The 15,580-nt window shown below is 42.4% G+C and carries 20 protein-coding genes; 6 read left to right on the top strand and 14 right to left on the bottom strand.

The window, feature by feature from the left end:
* Positions 1-71: 71 nt before the first annotated feature.
* Together FFM84_RS01705 and FFM84_RS01700 are read left to right on the top strand one after the other, a co-directional pair.
* The gene (locus tag FFM84_RS01705; RefSeq protein WP_165450252.1) at positions 72-1,853 is read left to right on the top strand and encodes a YhgE/Pip domain-containing protein; all 1,782 of its coding nucleotides are present in this window, start codon (positions 72-74) and stop codon (positions 1,851-1,853) included.
* Between the two features lie 77 nt (positions 1,854-1,930).
* Positions 1,931-2,359, top strand: coding sequence for a flavodoxin family protein (locus tag FFM84_RS01700; protein ID WP_130843721.1), 429 nt, complete (start codon positions 1,931-1,933; stop codon positions 2,357-2,359).
* A 50-nt stretch (positions 2,360-2,409) separates the two neighbouring features.
* On the opposite strand, the gene FFM84_RS01695 is transcribed toward FFM84_RS01700, so the two are convergent.
* A complete protein-coding gene (locus FFM84_RS01695) occupies positions 2,410-2,640 on the bottom strand; it encodes a hypothetical protein (protein ID WP_130843722.1) in 231 nt (76 codons plus the stop codon).
* Positions 2,641-2,762: 122 nt separating this feature from the next.
* Between FFM84_RS01695 and FFM84_RS01690 the strand changes: the two genes are divergently transcribed.
* Positions 2,763-3,515, top strand: coding sequence for an alpha/beta fold hydrolase (locus tag FFM84_RS01690; protein WP_130843723.1), 753 nt, complete (start codon positions 2,763-2,765; stop codon positions 3,513-3,515).
* A 44-nt stretch (positions 3,516-3,559) separates the two neighbouring features.
* Here the strand turns inward: FFM84_RS01690 and FFM84_RS01685 are convergent, their stop codons facing one another.
* The 9 genes from FFM84_RS01685 to FFM84_RS01650 all read right to left on the bottom strand — a co-directional run bounded on the left by FFM84_RS01685 (position 3,560) and on the right by FFM84_RS01650 (position 9,413).
* On the bottom strand, positions 3,560-4,009 hold the full coding sequence (locus FFM84_RS01685) for a hypothetical protein (protein ID WP_130843724.1): 450 nt from the start codon (positions 4,007-4,009) through the stop codon (positions 3,560-3,562).
* Between the two features lie 47 nt (positions 4,010-4,056).
* The gene (locus FFM84_RS01680; RefSeq protein ID WP_130843725.1) at positions 4,057-4,263 is read right to left on the bottom strand and encodes a DUF3923 family protein; all 207 of its coding nucleotides are present in this window, start codon (positions 4,261-4,263) and stop codon (positions 4,057-4,059) included.
* A 79-nt stretch (positions 4,264-4,342) separates the two neighbouring features.
* Positions 4,343-5,092, bottom strand: a complete 750-nt coding sequence (locus FFM84_RS01675) for a class I SAM-dependent methyltransferase (RefSeq protein WP_130843726.1) — start codon at positions 5,090-5,092, stop codon at positions 4,343-4,345.
* Between the two features lie 125 nt (positions 5,093-5,217).
* The gene (locus tag FFM84_RS01670) at positions 5,218-6,063 is read right to left on the bottom strand and encodes an aldo/keto reductase family protein (protein WP_130843727.1); all 846 of its coding nucleotides are present in this window, start codon (positions 6,061-6,063) and stop codon (positions 5,218-5,220) included.
* Positions 6,064-6,290: 227 nt separating this feature from the next.
* Positions 6,291-6,635 (bottom strand): hypothetical protein, encoded by a 345-nt coding sequence (locus FFM84_RS01665; RefSeq protein WP_130843728.1) that lies wholly within the window; start codon positions 6,633-6,635, stop codon positions 6,291-6,293.
* The gene (locus tag FFM84_RS01660) at positions 6,625-6,906 is read right to left on the bottom strand and encodes a type II toxin-antitoxin system RelB/DinJ family antitoxin (protein ID WP_130843729.1); all 282 of its coding nucleotides are present in this window, start codon (positions 6,904-6,906) and stop codon (positions 6,625-6,627) included. Before FFM84_RS01660 ends, FFM84_RS01665 begins: the two co-directional genes overlap by 11 nt.
* Positions 6,907-7,067: 161 nt before the next feature.
* Positions 7,068-7,235, bottom strand: a complete 168-nt coding sequence (locus FFM84_RS16025) for a hypothetical protein (protein WP_165444385.1) — start codon at positions 7,233-7,235, stop codon at positions 7,068-7,070.
* 19 nt (positions 7,236-7,254) lie between these two features.
* Entirely contained in the window at positions 7,255-8,754 is a 1,500-nt protein-coding gene (zwf, locus tag FFM84_RS01655) for a glucose-6-phosphate dehydrogenase (RefSeq protein WP_130843730.1), read from the bottom strand.
* Positions 8,755-9,041: 287 nt separating this feature from the next.
* Complete coding sequence (locus FFM84_RS01650; protein WP_130843731.1) at positions 9,042-9,413, bottom strand: carboxymuconolactone decarboxylase family protein; 372 nt, start codon at positions 9,411-9,413, stop codon at positions 9,042-9,044.
* 169 nt (positions 9,414-9,582) lie between these two features.
* Between FFM84_RS01650 and FFM84_RS01645 the strand changes: the two genes are divergently transcribed.
* Positions 9,583-9,963 carry a MerR family transcriptional regulator gene (locus FFM84_RS01645; protein WP_130843732.1) on the top strand — a complete coding sequence of 127 codons (381 nt, stop codon included), beginning with the start codon at positions 9,583-9,585 and terminating at the stop codon, positions 9,961-9,963.
* Positions 9,964-10,293: 330 nt separating this feature from the next.
* Here FFM84_RS01645 and FFM84_RS01640 read toward each other — a convergent pair whose 3' ends face one another.
* From FFM84_RS01640 to FFM84_RS01630, 3 genes are read right to left on the bottom strand one after another with little or no spacing between them, the layout of a single operon-like run.
* Positions 10,294-11,229: a cation diffusion facilitator family transporter gene (locus tag FFM84_RS01640; RefSeq protein WP_130843733.1), complete on the bottom strand. Its 936-nt coding sequence runs from the start codon at positions 11,227-11,229 to the stop codon at positions 10,294-10,296.
* Positions 11,222-11,848: a TetR/AcrR family transcriptional regulator gene (locus FFM84_RS01635; RefSeq protein WP_130843734.1), complete on the bottom strand. Its 627-nt coding sequence runs from the start codon at positions 11,846-11,848 to the stop codon at positions 11,222-11,224. The genes FFM84_RS01640 and FFM84_RS01635 overlap by 8 nt, the downstream gene beginning before the upstream one ends.
* Positions 11,845-13,365: a YhgE/Pip family protein gene (locus FFM84_RS01630; protein WP_130843735.1), complete on the bottom strand. Its 1,521-nt coding sequence runs from the start codon at positions 13,363-13,365 to the stop codon at positions 11,845-11,847. The genes FFM84_RS01635 and FFM84_RS01630 overlap by 4 nt, the downstream gene beginning before the upstream one ends.
* A gap of 262 nt (positions 13,366-13,627) precedes the next feature.
* On the opposite strand from FFM84_RS01630, the gene FFM84_RS01625 reads away from it, so the two are divergent.
* Positions 13,628-14,020 carry a type II toxin-antitoxin system RelE/ParE family toxin gene (locus FFM84_RS01625; protein WP_130843736.1) on the top strand — a complete coding sequence of 131 codons (393 nt, stop codon included), beginning with the start codon at positions 13,628-13,630 and terminating at the stop codon, positions 14,018-14,020.
* Positions 14,021-14,023: 3 nt separating this feature from the next.
* Complete coding sequence (locus tag FFM84_RS01620; RefSeq protein ID WP_130843737.1) at positions 14,024-14,332, top strand: helix-turn-helix domain-containing protein; 309 nt, start codon at positions 14,024-14,026, stop codon at positions 14,330-14,332.
* 61 nt (positions 14,333-14,393) lie between these two features.
* Here the strand turns inward: FFM84_RS01620 and FFM84_RS01615 are convergent, their stop codons facing one another.
* Positions 14,394-15,542, bottom strand: a complete 1,149-nt coding sequence (locus FFM84_RS01615) for a THUMP domain-containing class I SAM-dependent RNA methyltransferase (RefSeq protein ID WP_130843738.1) — start codon at positions 15,540-15,542, stop codon at positions 14,394-14,396.
* Between the last annotated feature and the right edge of the window lie 38 nt (positions 15,543-15,580).

The following is a 15,580-nucleotide window of genomic DNA, read 5'->3' as shown; positions in this document are numbered from 1 at the left end:
CAAAGCGTATATTGATGACGGCTCAAAAAATGAATGAACCGTTCATCCTAAAAACTAAGGGGGCTTTGGTTATGTTTACTGAATGGCATTATGTTCGTCATACCAGAGGCATGTTAAAAATCATTTTAGGTATTTTGTTAATCCCAGCCTTTTATGCCGTCATCTTTCTAGCGTCACTCTGGAATCCCTATGCTAAGCTTGATCGACTACCAGTTGCTGTCGTTAATTTAGACCAACCGGTAATCAGTCATCATCATCGTGTAGCTTTAGGTCAACAACTCACTCACGAACTCGTGCATAATCATGAAGTTGATTTCAGCGAACTCAGTGCAAAGCAAACAAAACAACGGCTTAAAAGCGGTCAATTGTATATAGCAATTACAATTCCCAAAACTTTTTCAGCACGGGCTAGTCAACTGGCGACGCACACAACCACACCAATAAAACTTCATTATCAGACTAATGCTGGTTTCAGCTTTATTGCCATGAAGTTAGATACCACTACCGTCACACAGATTCAAACCAAACTTGATCGGCAACTCAATCAGAGTTACCTCAAGGCCATGACTGCCACGCTTAGTCGGACCGGTCAACAATTGACCACGGCTGCTACTGATCTCCAACAAACCACGCGTGGCGTTAATCAACTAACAACGGGGTTGCAAACAACTAAAACTGACCTCACTAAAGTTGCCACTGGCAATCAACAATTGGCAACCGGGCTAAATCAACTGGCGATGCATAATCAAACCTTAATCACCGCCTTAACTCAGTTAGCACCACTGGCCTCACAACTGCAGACAGGCCTTAACCAGCAGCTTAGCCTACAAGCCCAAGTTAGCCGGCTCACCCAACAACTCAATACTGACCTGCAAGCAACGCGACCAAATTTGACAACGCTGCGTGCTACCGACCAGCAATTACAAACTGCCACCACACAGTTGCATCGCGCTACCTTACAACCAGCCGGTTTAGCTAGCCGGGTCACAATTACGACCAATGAATTGGCAACAGGCGTTAAGCCAACTCAGACCGCCTTAGCCACCTTAGCAACTGGTGCCACAACCTTACAGACAACCACTAATCAATTAGCGACTGGCGGCCAAGCACTCACAACTGGTGCTCAAAAAGTAGCTACAGTTGATGCGCGTTTAGCCGATCACTTACGAACTGGTGGACATCAACTCACACAAGCCAGCCGCCCTACCGCTTCACAGTTAGCCACTTTGATTCAGCCAATCCAATTGACCCATACCGATCCGACTCGTGTTCAAAATAATGGCACCGGTATGAGTCCATATTTGATGGCCGTCGCCTTATTTGTTGGCTGCATCACGTTTAATATTATTTACGATATGTCTTTACCACATCGTCAGCCACGCAGTGCTTGGGATTGGTGGCGACTCAAAATGCCATTTCTCTTTGAGTTTACGTGGTTAGCCGCCACGGTTATGTATGTTGGGCTACTACTCATCGATCATTTGAATCCGTTACATCCACTTGTTACTTACGCAATGTGCGTCTTAACGATGTGGACATTCGGCAGTATGGTCACTTGGTTTAATCAAGCTTTTGGCAAAACGGGGGCTTGGCTAATGCTTCTGTTCATGATTATCCAACTTGGTGGCGCGGCGGGCACCTATCCGATCCAATTGTCCAATCAGTGGTTTCAAGCGATTCACCCCTACTTACCGATGAGTATTGCCATTGATGCCTTCCGCAGCACCGTTTCAATTGGCAATAGTATTATCCCTGAACTCATCATTTTTGGTCTGATCATCCTAGCGTTCAATCTACTGACACTCTTAACCTTTTATCGTTGCCTGCCACAATTACGGTTGGCTCAAAAATGACAGTGGTCAAACTTTGCAAACGCTTTTTCATCCGCCTATACTAAAAGTAAGATTAAGTTGAATTTGGAGGTTTTAACATGACAATTGCAATTCGTTATCAGACTCGTAATGGCAACACTGCGGCCTTTGCTTCTCAGATCTCAGCGATTACTGAGACTCCCGCTGAAAAAATTGATACGCCGCTGACCACGACCCCAATTGATCTATTGTTTATCGGTGGTGGCACTTACTTTATGCGTCCTGACAAAACTTTAAGTGCCTTTATGGCTACTTTGGACGCGACTAAAGTGAAACATATCGCCCTTTTTACCACATCAGGTGGTCCAGAAACACCAACAGATAAAGCTCTAACTAAGTTGGCCACTGAAAAAGGGATTCCTGTAGTGGGCCATTTTCATCAATTAATGGGTGGTAAAGGGATGCTTGGCTCAAAGAAAGTGACGTTAAAACCTGACCAAATTCAGGCCGTCCAAACTTTTGCACAAACCATGCTCAACGAAAACTAAACCGTGTCAAAAAAGATCGCGACTTTAAAAGTCACGACCTTTTTATGTGTCTATCGTTGTGAGGCTCGCATTCTCAAAAGCCATTTTAGTAACCCACTAGCCATCGAAACAATAACTGCGGTAGCGCCCAGCCAACCGACAACCCCATGCGGTTGATTGTAAGCGATGATCGGTATTGGCAGCGTATGGTGGTAACCTTGATAAACACCAAGTGCTAAAGTACTCAACCACAAAATCAACGCTAGCCACCATAATAGCCGGTGTCCTTGTCTTAAACTCATCGTGACCCCCCCATTTATGTTCTATTTCAGTATACCATTAACGGCTCAAACAGCTGAGTTGCCTTTTGTCGCCATTATTGGCTAAACTAAAGGAAAATAATTGTGTTAATGAGGTTAAACTTATGATTTCAGTTCTCCGTCGTAAAATTCAAGATGTACCCATTTTAGAAGTTGTTGATAGTGACCTTCGTTATCAGGCAACGCCGTTGGTCGTGTTTTACCACGGTTGGCGTTCAGAAAAAGAACTTGTTTTAACGCAAGCACGTAAATTAGCCCAAAAACAGTTGCGCGTGGTTCTTCCAGATGCCATGAATCATGGTAGCCGTCACCAACCCGTTAGTCAGATTCCGTCCTTTACATTCTGGCAAAGTATCCAAGGTAATCTAGCTGAATTTGACTTAATCGTTGATTTTTATCGTCAACGAGACTTGATTTTGGATCAAAAGATCGGGGTTGGCGGCTATTCCATGGGTGGTATGACCACTGGTGCGCTGCTCACGCGACACCCCGAGATCACCGCTGCGACCGTGATTATGGGTACCCCAAATTTAAATGCCTATGCCAAACTTGTTCGTGACCATGCCGCCAAACATCAGTTGTATCTACCAACTGATATGGCCTTACTGACGAGTTGGCTAGATCACTTTGATTTAAATTTACATCCAGAAACGATTAACCATCGGCCGGTGTTATTTTGGCATGGCACTGACGATGAACGGATCCCATACTCGCAATCCCGCGACTTTTTCGACCGTGTTCATCATGAAGATTACGCCGATCAAGTCGCCTTCATTACGGGCTATCATGCCAAACATCTGGTGAAAGTCCCTCTGATGGAAAAAATTGCGAACTTTTTTGATTACTATTTGAACTAAAATAACGCGACCGCTAAATTAGTGGCCGCGTTATTTGTTAATACCTAATCAATAACATTTGGTTTTTTATTTGTCGAAAAAATCATTGCACCGTAATTTTCATTTCCAGCATAGTTTCCTCTCGAATTGACACCATGCTTTTCAATAATATCAAACTTCTTATGACTACGAATTTTGATTTTAACTGGTGAACTATATTTCTTTGAATAATGTAAAGTTGCATAATACACTTTCGCGCTAGACTTACGCAATTTTGTTAGTTTCCAGTCAGCATTCCCACCGTAACTGAATGTCATCCGCATGGTATTACCATGAAAGACGGTCTTATCATTAAAACCGCCTTCACTGCCAGATGTTTTCCGATACCATGTCTTTTTCGTGATACTCGTCGGTAAATGTTTAACTGGTGTCGTTTTTGCTTGGCTACTAATCGCCGGTAGACTCGTTAAGGCTAAAACGACAGTCATCGATAACGTTAATAATTGTTTTTTCATGAAATGACTCCTCCAAAGTCGGTATTTGTTACCGCTTTATTTTACCACTAATGTTGCCGTGGTAACCAATGCCGCCATAACAGTTGAGCAAGTAATACCAATACGAAAAAGCCAACCAATACCGCTAACGAAACGACTCGTATCGGCCACGTTTGCACAGTCCCCGTGCCATCGGTTGGCCGTATTAACAGCCACCCCGCGGCCATAATAAACAATCCGCTCCAAACCCAATTCATTAATCGCCAGAGTCGCATGTGATCATATCCCCTTTAGATTCACGTGATTTAATACCATTATCTCGTATACTCACTTATTTGGCGAATTATTTTCAACTCAAGCCGGTTTTTGTGCCACAATCATAAATCGATCTTCAAAAGTTGTGACCGCGCCTTGCGAGCTAATTAATCGATCAAGCTGCTGCAGCCTTGGAATGGCCATATCTAAATCAAAATCAGGAAATTCCCATGGAATAACGGTCGCGTAATAAACAATTGCCCCCACATCCAAAAAGCTTAACTTAGCAAACGCTCCCGCTTGATAATCAAGCCGCATGCCGGCATCTTGTAGTTGCGAACAAACATGAATTAAGGTGTTATCTGGATAAGCCGGCGTATAATCAGCATCTAAAAAGCGCGATAAACTAAAATTATTAGTCGCCCCCACTTGTTGGGTGATAAACCAGCCACCAGGACGTAATTTTTTGACGATTGCCGCAATCGGCGTTGCTCCATGACTATTCGTAATCACATCAAAAGTCTCATCAGGAACTGCTGCCAGATTTTCATCAGGATCAGCAATTAACTTGATCTTTGATGTGGCTAATTTAGACTGTAACAACTTTATATTAGGTCCCCAGCCCTCTGTAACCACCGTTTTATCAGCAGGATGATGAAAATGACTCATTAACTCACCACCACCAGTATCCATATCTAGCCACATGGCCGATGACGTCAAATGTGCTTCAACAAACTTCCGATAATCCCAAGGTAATGGGGCACTTTCCCACCGACCATCAAGATGACTAAACGTCCATCCCTGCATTCCCAACTGATTCTCCGCTCGCCATGCTGCTAATTTATCCATTTAATAACCTCATCCTCATAAGTAACTCATTTATTTTTAATAATGTCATATTCCGATTTGGGTGTCAACACGAAAAAAAGCTAGGATTTGCTCCTAGCTTTCAGACAACTGATTGTTTTTAAAGTTTAGTCACCCACTGGATGCCAACCATTTTTATCAGTCAATTTATTCAAGTAGGCCATATCTTCAGCGTTAATTTCAAAGTCTAACTTCGTGTTAGCCTCGACATGGGCCATCGCCCGCGCCTTTGGTAATGGGGCAACGCCATTTTGAATGATAAAGCGTAAGGCCAATTGTGGCAAGGTGACTTGATACTTGTCCGCTAATCGTTCGAGCGTTGGATCAGCCAACAAGCCACCAGTTGCAAGTGGTGAGTATGCTTGAACGACAATACCAGCCGCTTCGGCGGTTGTAACGATGGATGCTTGTGTATGACCAACATAATATTGAATTTGATCAACAGCTGGTTTAACCGTTAAGCCATCCCAATTAAGTAGGTTTTCAAGATCGTGGGAGTTAAAATTAGACACGCCTACTGACTTGGCCCGACCACTCTGATAAATGTCTTGCATTGCGCGCCAAACTTCCCGATTTTCAGCGTCATAGTTGGCGCCCATTTCACGCCATGGCCATGGAGCATGAATAATGTAAGAATCAACATAATCCAGTTGTAAGGCTTTCAAGCTGCTTTCGAAATCCGCCAGAGTACCTTCATAAGATTTCGTTTCAGCTGGTAACTTGGTTTGTACGAAAATAGCTTCACGAGCAAGATTAGCATCATGCAGGGCTTCACCAACACTCGCTTCATTTTGGTAAGCTTTAGCCGTATCAATAAACCGATACCCAGCTGTCAAGGCGTTGCTAACCGCGTCATAGGTTTCTTTACCAGGGCGAGTTTGCCATGTGCCAAAACCAACTTTTGGCATTAATAAGTCGTTATTTAATTTAAAAGTATCCGTAATCGTTGTCATTAAATAGTGCCTCCTAGATAATTGATAAGTTTAGGTTACCCCCTTAGACCTACTGTAAGGCAATCATTTTGTTCGGCATATTATTTATATTGACTATATTAATATCAGTCATTACCAAAAAATATTGATCCAAAAAGACTGTTACTAATGTAAAAACATTAATAACAGTCTTCCTTGATAACAAGTCAAGGTAAGCATTTAGTTATACAACTTTATTACTGGCATTCCTATTTTCTATTTCTTTTCTCTTTAAACTTTACGTTAAACTTATCTAGATCAATCTGATCACGCACAGTTAGCTGACCAATTTTCTTAAAAGTTAACCCCACTTTTGGAAAGCTATAAACATTTCCAACATCAATCCAGGATGGTCGGTTTAACCCAACAATTTTCCAATCTTGAATCTTGTAATACTGCTGTTGAATAAACTTAGACTTATGAGCATACTTGGTTGTTATTTTAAAAGCCATAACTCGATCTTTGCTAACTTTTCTAACCAGCACCGGCCTTTTCTTACCGCCTGGTCCTTCAATGTAACTAACATATAAGCTAACAAGATCATTAATCTTCATCGGGGTTATCCAGCCATTTTTGCACATCATTAACCGTATTTAATTGCGTTACGGGTGTATCTTCAGTTTCTTTTAAAAAGTGTAAACTAGCTTTCTCTCCTTGAGTTAACATAGGTTGAAATGGTAACCCCCCGTTAGCAACAATTCGCTTATAAAACATTGTAATCGCAGTCGTTGGACTTAGCCCGAGCTCATTCAAAACTTGCTCTGTATCTTCGGCCAATTCCTTATTGACTTGAACTTGGATACGTTTCTTTTCTTGGACTGCCATCATCAACACCACCTTTTATACTCATATAGTACTATATATCGAGTAGTTTTTCATTTATTTTGCTTATAATAACAAAATAAAGCCTAAAAATTGTGTGGTTTCTTTTTATAACAAAAATTAGGTAGCCCATTAATAGACCACCTAATTTTGTATTTAAACTGTTAAGCTTTTTGTTTAGGCGTGAAGAACGCCTTCACCAAACACCCAATTCCTAACACTAATCCGATTAGGTCAAACATTTCAAAATGGTTAATTGTTGGTAACAACAAAAGTAGTCCAAGGTAAAAAATCGGATCACGATAAAAATGGAACGGTCGTTTCAAGTGCATCACACCCACCAGCTCTCAATTAACTTTCAGTTTTTAATAAACCACGTTCGATAAACCAAGTATCTGGTTGCCAAACCCATTCATTGCCATCAGCAGCGACCAAATCAAAGGCTTCTTTTGGTCCCATCGTGCCAGCTGCATAAGTTGGGACCGGCGTTTGATCTTGATCCCAAGCTTGGCGAATAACATCCACAATCTTCCATGATTGAGCGACTTCATCCCAATGGGTAAAGTTCGTTGCATCGCCATCAATAGCATCATGCATCAAACGTTCGTAAGCTTCTGGCGTGTTCGCCATCATTTTGCTGTCATGACGATAAGATAAGCGAATTGGTGAGGTTTCATATTGCGCATCCAATGATTTCCCATTCAAGCTGAGTGAAAATCCTTCAGTTGGTTGAATATAAATCGTTAAGACGTTCTTCGTGGCAAGATCCGTGTTATCCGTTAAGTTCTTGAAGACAATATTGATTCGAGTTCCTTTTTCAGTCAATCGTTTCCCAGTCCGCACGTAGAATGGGACCCCACGCCAACGATCGTTATCAATTTCAAACTTCCCAGCAACAAAGGTTTCGGTCCGTGAGTCTTCAGCGACCGCTGGTTCTTCACGATAACCGGCAAAATCTTCATGATTTAAACGACCTGCTGTGTATTGGCCACGAACAAAGTTTTTAGCCACCTCATCAGGCGTATAGATTTTAACCGCACGTAAAGCGGCCACTTTACCTTCACGAATCGCCGTTTCAGACGTTCCAGTTGGTAATTCCATCGCCAATAATGAGAGCACTTGTAAGATGTGATTTTGGACCATATCTTTCAATGCCCCGGTTTGGTCGTAATAGCCGCCCCGTTGCTCAACACCTAACGCTTCGGCAAAAGTAATCTGCACATTTTCAATGTGTTTATTGCTCCACTGTGATTCCAACAAACTATTGGTTGCCCGTAACGTCAAAATATTTTGAATCATTTCTTTACCTAAGTAATGATCGATTCGGAAAATATCTTGTTCAGGGAAAACACTAGTTAATTGTTGGCTTAATTCATTAGCTGATTCAAAATCAGTTCCAAATGGCTTTTCCAACACAACGCGGTTAAAGCCTTCGGTATCAATAATGCCAGCTGATTTCAATTGCGTCACAATCTGGCCAAAGAATCGTGGGGCCATCGCCAAGTAGTACAACCGATTGCCAGCCAATTGATACTTATTGTCAAGTTTGTCAGCCAATTGTGAAAGCACCTGATAGTGACTCGCATCGCCAACATCATGTGATTGATAATAGAAATGACTCACAAAAGCTGCTTGTTCCGGTTCAGTCGGATTTTCATCCGCAATGGCATCTGCAATGACTTCATGAAAATGCTCATCGCTCCAAGGCCGTCGGGCTGTCCCGATGACCGCAAAATGATCACTCAACGCCTGTTGCCGGAAAAGCCGGAAAAAGGCGGGGTAAAGTTTTCGTTTGGCTAAATCGCCGGTTGCACCAAATAAAATCATTAAAACTGGTTTCGAATTATTCATGAATGTCACCCTTCTATGCAATCTTTTTCATTATTTCATTTAAGATTTAAAAACATTAATTTGCTTATATCAAAGATACCATATTACCCTTAAGTTGCGGTAATAATTAGATTGATTAATCTTAGTATACTCAACTTACACACCGCTGTATCGAAAAAAGTTCCGACTGGGCCTAAAAACCAATTTTTGAGTGATTGAACACGGTTTCTTAAACTTGATGTTCAAATACTCGTTGCGCATGGATATGCAAAAAAGCCGATCGGTATACACCCGATCGACCAAATTTGTTAACGTGTTGAAAAGACACTTTTAGCAACGGTAATGGCATTCAAAACTTTCGGAAAACCAACATACGGAATGCAATGAATCATCGTTTCAATAATTTCTGTCTGTGTCAGACCAACATTCAAACAACCATTCAAATGAACCTTGAGTTGGTCGGCCGTATCCCCTTGCGTGAGTAACGCTGTAATCGTAATCAACTCCCGCTGCTTTAAATCTAGGCCCGGCCGCGCGTAAATATCCCCAAATGCAAATTCTAAAATATAGGTACCGACATCTGGAGCAATATCGGCTAAGCTCGCCATCACCTGATCGGCAGCCGAAGCATCTACCTGTTGTAATAACGCCTTACCTTGTGCTAATCGATCATCTGTCATATTAAAAACCACCTTTTCCATTAGAATACGTTGAGTCTATTCCTTGGAGTGCACTCCAGCGCAAGCGGAATTTTAAGTTTGTTTACTTAAACTACTGAATCTCGCACCCTTGACGATCGGTTCAACTGAGACTAAGCTTTGAACCATTAAATACAGGAGGTTAGTGAACATGTTATCGATCAGTCAGTTCGCCAAACAAGTGGCGTTATCCCCCGACACGCTCCGTTATTATGAAAAGTTAGGGCTGTTGCAACCGCAACGTAATGCACAACATCAACGCCAATACTCACAACAAGACCAAGACTGGCTAGCGTTCATTCAACGACTCAAGCAAATCGGTATGTCGATGCACGATATCCAAACATATGCGCAGTTACGGGCACAAGGAGATCGCACGATTACGGCTAGAATGGCATTATTACAAGCGCAATCACAACAATTATTGGCTAAACGAATTGAACTTGATCAACAGCTGGCCTTTTTGAATCAAAAAATGGCGTTTTATCAAGATCAGTTAGCAACATTAGCGTCAATTGATCCACAACGATGATTTTTTTATTTTACAATTCTAAAGGTTGAAAGTTAAATGTATTGGTCGAAACCTTAGCAACATTGACTTAAGTTGGATTAAATTTGTCACCTACGCCAGCCAGCGATTCTGCCGGCTGTAGGGACCGGCTCCAGCCAAAGTGCGGGCTGCCACCTCTAAATTATTTGACCGTGGGATGCGTCTTGGTACCTGGCTCACCGAACGATCAATCAATCGACGCGAATCGCAACATCAACGTCAATCGCAACAAAATTAGCGCTAACAAAGCCGGTCAATGAAAATCCGCAGATTTTCATTGACCGGCTTTTAGTTAACCCCTGTTTTCACACTTTAAGCCGCACGCAATTCAATGCAGCAATATAGCAACGACCATTTTTCCGTTAATAACTGTTGCAGCTGTTGTCGTAATTGATCCGCTTGACTTATCGTGAGCGTTGGCGCTACTTCAACAGCGACATCTAACACCAAATTGTCCCCCACATAGCGACCATTCACGTAAATAACCCGATCAACTCCGACAACTAGGTCCAAACACACCACTATTTGTTGCCGTATCTTTGGGTCAAAGCCATTTGATAATTTTGCCGCACTTTGGCTTAAAATCTGGCACCCATTCCAAATAATATAGCCCCCTAAACCAAAAGCCGTTAACGTATCTAGCAAATACCAATGCGTCAAGATCGTCAATGTGGTAGCAACCATGGTGACCAACGACGTCACCGCATCGCTAAAATGATCTTGAGCCGCCGCTAATAAAACCGAATCATGGGCATGCTGACCCTGTCGCCAATTGATGAAAGCAACCAGTAATAACAAGCCGCCTGAGAGTCCAGCCGTTAAGCTGGCCGCCAGACTCAAAGCTTCTGATTGGGCATGCAAGACGTGCCAGGTTTGTAGTCCCGCGGTCCACAAACAATGTCCCCCAATCAGTACCATCAACAAACCTGATAAAAAGACGGCTAAGGCTTCATATTGCCAATGCCCTTCTAAATGAAAATTATCTCGTGGCTTTTGCGCGTACCACAAACCGACTAACAGTAAAACGGTGGCAAAAATTCCAGTCAAATTATTTTGACCATCTGCTAACAATGCCGCCGCTTGCGTCCAGTACCCAATCGTTAATTCGGCGGTGCTTAAAATCAAATAGAATCCGAGATTTAACCAAAGCAATCGTCGTGCCAGTCGATTTTTACGTTGGCTAGCTGCTTCAGCAGCCAAGTCAATCTGCAGGGCATTTTGGCGCCGATTTGCTTTTAATTTAATCATGGGCCATCGAAGCCGCAGTCGTCAACAATTGCGTTAGCGCCAATGGTGATAATTGGCGACTTTGTAGGAAGATTTGATGGGCAATTTTGGGTGCAGCCACAGTCGGCTGAGCTAGCCAGTAGCTCAAAATAGTCATGATATTGCCGACAACCAACTCCTTAACCAAAGTTGTGGGAATTTCGGTTGTCCCCATCTGAGCAATGGTCTGCGGCGTGCTCGGGATCGCAATCGTTGCTTCAATTAAATCATGCATCTTCGGAATAAGCGCCGAATCGGGACAAGTCATCAACGTAGCCACCGACAATTGTTGCTGATATAAATAAACGAGTAACGCGTAAAAGGCATCATGCTCATGAGTCGCAGACGATGTCAGTGCCATCAGATCAGGTTTATCGTAGTGGTCAAAAATATCGCGAGCCCCAATAATGAATCTGGCTTCCGTCTGCGCTAATAAATCGAATTTATCTAAATAGTAGCGATAGAAAGTCCCGCGAGAAACATGCGCTTTTTGTAAAATTGTGCCCACGGTAATTGCCTTAAAACCGGTTTGGCGAATCAAACTAATTAAGGCCTGTTGAATGCGTTTTTGGGTAACATAGCGGCGTGAATTTACGATCATTTTGCTGCCTCCGTTTTTTCTAAATCAGCACCATCTAAAAAATCAAATTTATTCGTTTTAATACTCAGCCAAAATTTACCTAAAACAAGCAGTTGCATGCCAATGGTAATCCCGATTAAGGTCCACACATCGCCATTGATCGAACCACCGAGCGAGATCGCATGACGTAAACCATCAATCAAATAAGTCATCGGTAAATATGGATTTAACCAACTCGCAAACCGACTTGTCAATTGAACCGGATAAAGCCCCGACGATGCCGATAATTGTAAGACTAAAATAATCGTGACCAACCACGTTCCGAACCCACCTAGAATAATCCGTAGAGCAAAAATAATCGAAAGAAATGTCAAGGCGCCCAGCATATTCAATAAGACCAGTTGCGACATCGATTGAACTTTGAGACCGACACTCATTTTTAACGTCCAGCTCAATAACCCGGCCTGTCCAATCCCAACTAGACCGACAATTGAAAACTTGGCCGCCCACCAAGACAATGTATGCCGTGGCCGTTCAGCTGGTGTAAACGCATCAAACATCGTGCCTAAAGCAATGCCACCAACGAATAGCCCAATTGCAATCGCAAATGGTGACATTCCAGTCCCATTATTAGGTACCTTGGCTTCATCAGTAACCGTCGCCTTAACCGGTTGTGCCAAATAGGTCGCATTAATCGTCTTATTTGGTAGCTTCGATAAGCGTTGTGCACTTTGATCTAACTTACTTGCCAAAGTTTGCGTCCCAGTCTGCAGCTGCGTTGCCCCTGTTTGCACGGTTTGACTGCCAGCAGTTAATTGTGTCGTGGCGTTCTGCAATTGTCCTAAGCCAACTTTAACGGGTGCTAAAGCTGGTAATGTCGGTAACTTAGTTTGTATCGTCGTTAACCCAGTGCCAACGCGAGTTTGACCAGCAGTGATTTTAGTTAAACCGGTCTGCAATTGCGAAGTTCCGGCTGCCAATTTGGAGGCACCGTTACCCGCGGTCTGCATCCCTTGATCAACTTGATGAATGGTCGTTAACAACGTACCCGCATATAATTTTGTCACTTGCTGTGAAACTTTATCCTTGATCGCGGATGCCGCTCCAGTAGTCATCTTTGCGACGATAAAGTTACGACCGGAACTAATCCGATAGTGTAATTGTAGTTGCTCAGGATGCTTCGTTAATAAGGTTGTTGCGGCCTTTGAAAAGTTGTGTGGAATCGTGACAATCATATAATAACGGCCCGAATGAAGTCCTTGCCGAGCCTTTGTCGCACTAACTTCATGATAATCCAATGAATCCGATGCTTTTAAAGACTGTACTAAATGATGGCCAATCGCGATCGTTTTACCATGTGTCCGCTGTGACACATCATGATTGACAATCGCCACCGGAATCTCATCCATTCGACCATACGTGTTCCACATTGAAGACAAGTATAACCAGCAATAAATTGCTGGAATCAACCCAATTGCGATTAAAACGACGATCAATCCAGGCTTATGTCCTAATTGCTGCCATTCACGTTTAATCATCTGAATCCCCCCAAAAAGATTAGTTGAACATCATGTTCAAAAGCTATTTTAGGAGACGATTTCGTAAAAAAACAGGGACAGTTTGGCTTCAAATGTTCAATAACGTTGACATCAGTCCGGTGGTAACCCAGGCTACTGTAAGCATAACGATTATCGTTACCCACTACCAATAGCTAGCACTTAGTTTGTTTTCAGACTTTAAATATTTTTTCAGTAAAGATTATATTGTTTTGGTAAACATAGAACGTTTGTTCTATACAGCATGTTATATTTTAGTCGTGGCACGTCTATTAATTTTAACTACACAGCGGAATTTAATAAAGAATGGCATGCGCTAAAGCTCGATGAAAAAGATCGATTCGATTTTGAAACTGGTATTGTAACCTACTATCGCAATCTACCGGTTAACAATTACGAAAAAAATTTTCCTGGTAATATCATTCAAGGAACCGGCGGCGCTTACAAGTACCGTTACAGGGCTCCAGATAGTCCACAGGGAAAAAGTAGCAGCTATCGAACCATTTACTTTATTGCTAACAATAACCAACTTTGGTTCTTAACTATTTATAAAAAGAATCAAAAAGCAACACTAAGTGATCGCGAAAAGGCTGATTTACGTGCATTTTCACGATTATTGACTTTGAAAGGAATTTAAAAAATGACCGAAAAATTAACTGCTTTACAGAAAAGTATCCGCCAAGCTACCGCCGCATTAAATGGTGACACTTCAATGATCACAACTCACGAGATTGTCATTAAACCCGCACCACAATACAGTGCCGCTGATGTCAAAGAATTACGAAATGAAATTGATGTCACACAACGTGTATTAGCTGGGGTGTTATCGGTCTCACCACGAACCGTTGAATCTTGGGAAAGTGGTAAGTCACGTCCCAGTCGTAGCGCCAGTCGCTTATTGGAACTTATTCAAAAACAGCCTGAGCTATTAAACCTTATCATCGCATAAATTGGGTACAAAAAACCTGTTGCTAGTCATCTTTCGATCACTAACAACAGGTTTTAAGTTTTTAGCCTTCAGTCCGTGCGGGACGAATCCGTTTACCCCAGTATTGGAAGTAATCAGTCCGTAATGCCCCATTATAGAGTTTCCGGCGTTTTGTGGCTTTCATGCCATAATAATCTTCAAATTCCAAGTCACTCGTTAAGATATACTTACTCCAACTTGGCATCTTTGCGTAAACTTGACCCATTTGACGATACAAAATTCGCACCGTATCACGATCACTTAACCGTTCCCCATAAGGTGGGTTGGCAATAATGACCCCGTTAATCTTGTCAGTTGTAAAGTCTTTTACAGCTAACTGTTTGAAATTAATATCATGTAAGACGCCAGCTTCACTAGCATTGAGTTTAGCGATATCAATCATCTTGCCATCAATATCATAACCACTAATATCAAGTTCACTCTCGTAATCAGCTTGTCCATCTGCTTCATCACGCAGTTCTTGACTTAAGCCCTTTGGCACCCAATCCCACTTTTCACAGGCAAATGAGCGGTTAAAACCGGGCGCGATATTTCGGGCGATCAAAGCTGCTTCAATCGGAATCGTTCCAGAACCACACACAGGATCAATAAAGGGATTGTCTGGATACCACTTAGCCAACAGCACTAAGGCCGCCGCCATGTTTTCCTTCAATGGCGCGCCACCCTTTTCAACCCGGTAGCCTCGTTTGAATAAGCTAGAACCAGTCGTGTCGAGCGTTAACAAAACATGATCTTTGTTGATTGCGACTTCTAGTGGGAATAAGGCCCCAGTTTCAGGTAAGAACCCATTCCGATGGTAGGTACTAGCCAATTGGTTAACAATCGCTTTTTTAACGATTGATTGCACATCAGGCACACTGTGTAACTTGGAGTTACGTGATTTTCCTTCAACGGGGAATTCAGCATCCATTGGTAATAATTGATCCCAAGGCAACGCCAAGGTTTTTTCGAACAATTTATCAAAACTGTAAGCATCAAATTCACCGACGATGATCTTAATTCGATCAGCCGTCCGAAGCCACAAATTAGTCCGTAAGACATCTTTGATCGTTCCAGTAAAACGGACCCGACTATTCTCAACTTGCGTCTGGTAGCCTAAATCACGCAATTCACGACCAACTAAAGCTTCAATCCCACTAGCCGCAGTCGCAATTAACTTAAATTCTTGCATAAAATCCTCCTGTATCTTTTCATGAATCTTTTTATTTA

The organism is Lactiplantibacillus mudanjiangensis, from assembly GCF_005405385.1.
In the GTDB taxonomy this organism is placed as follows: Bacteria; Bacillota; Bacilli; order Lactobacillales; family Lactobacillaceae; genus Lactiplantibacillus; species Lactiplantibacillus mudanjiangensis.
The sequence above is the reverse complement of the archived record's forward strand: the minus strand, read 5'-3'. Positions and strand labels throughout refer to the sequence as shown.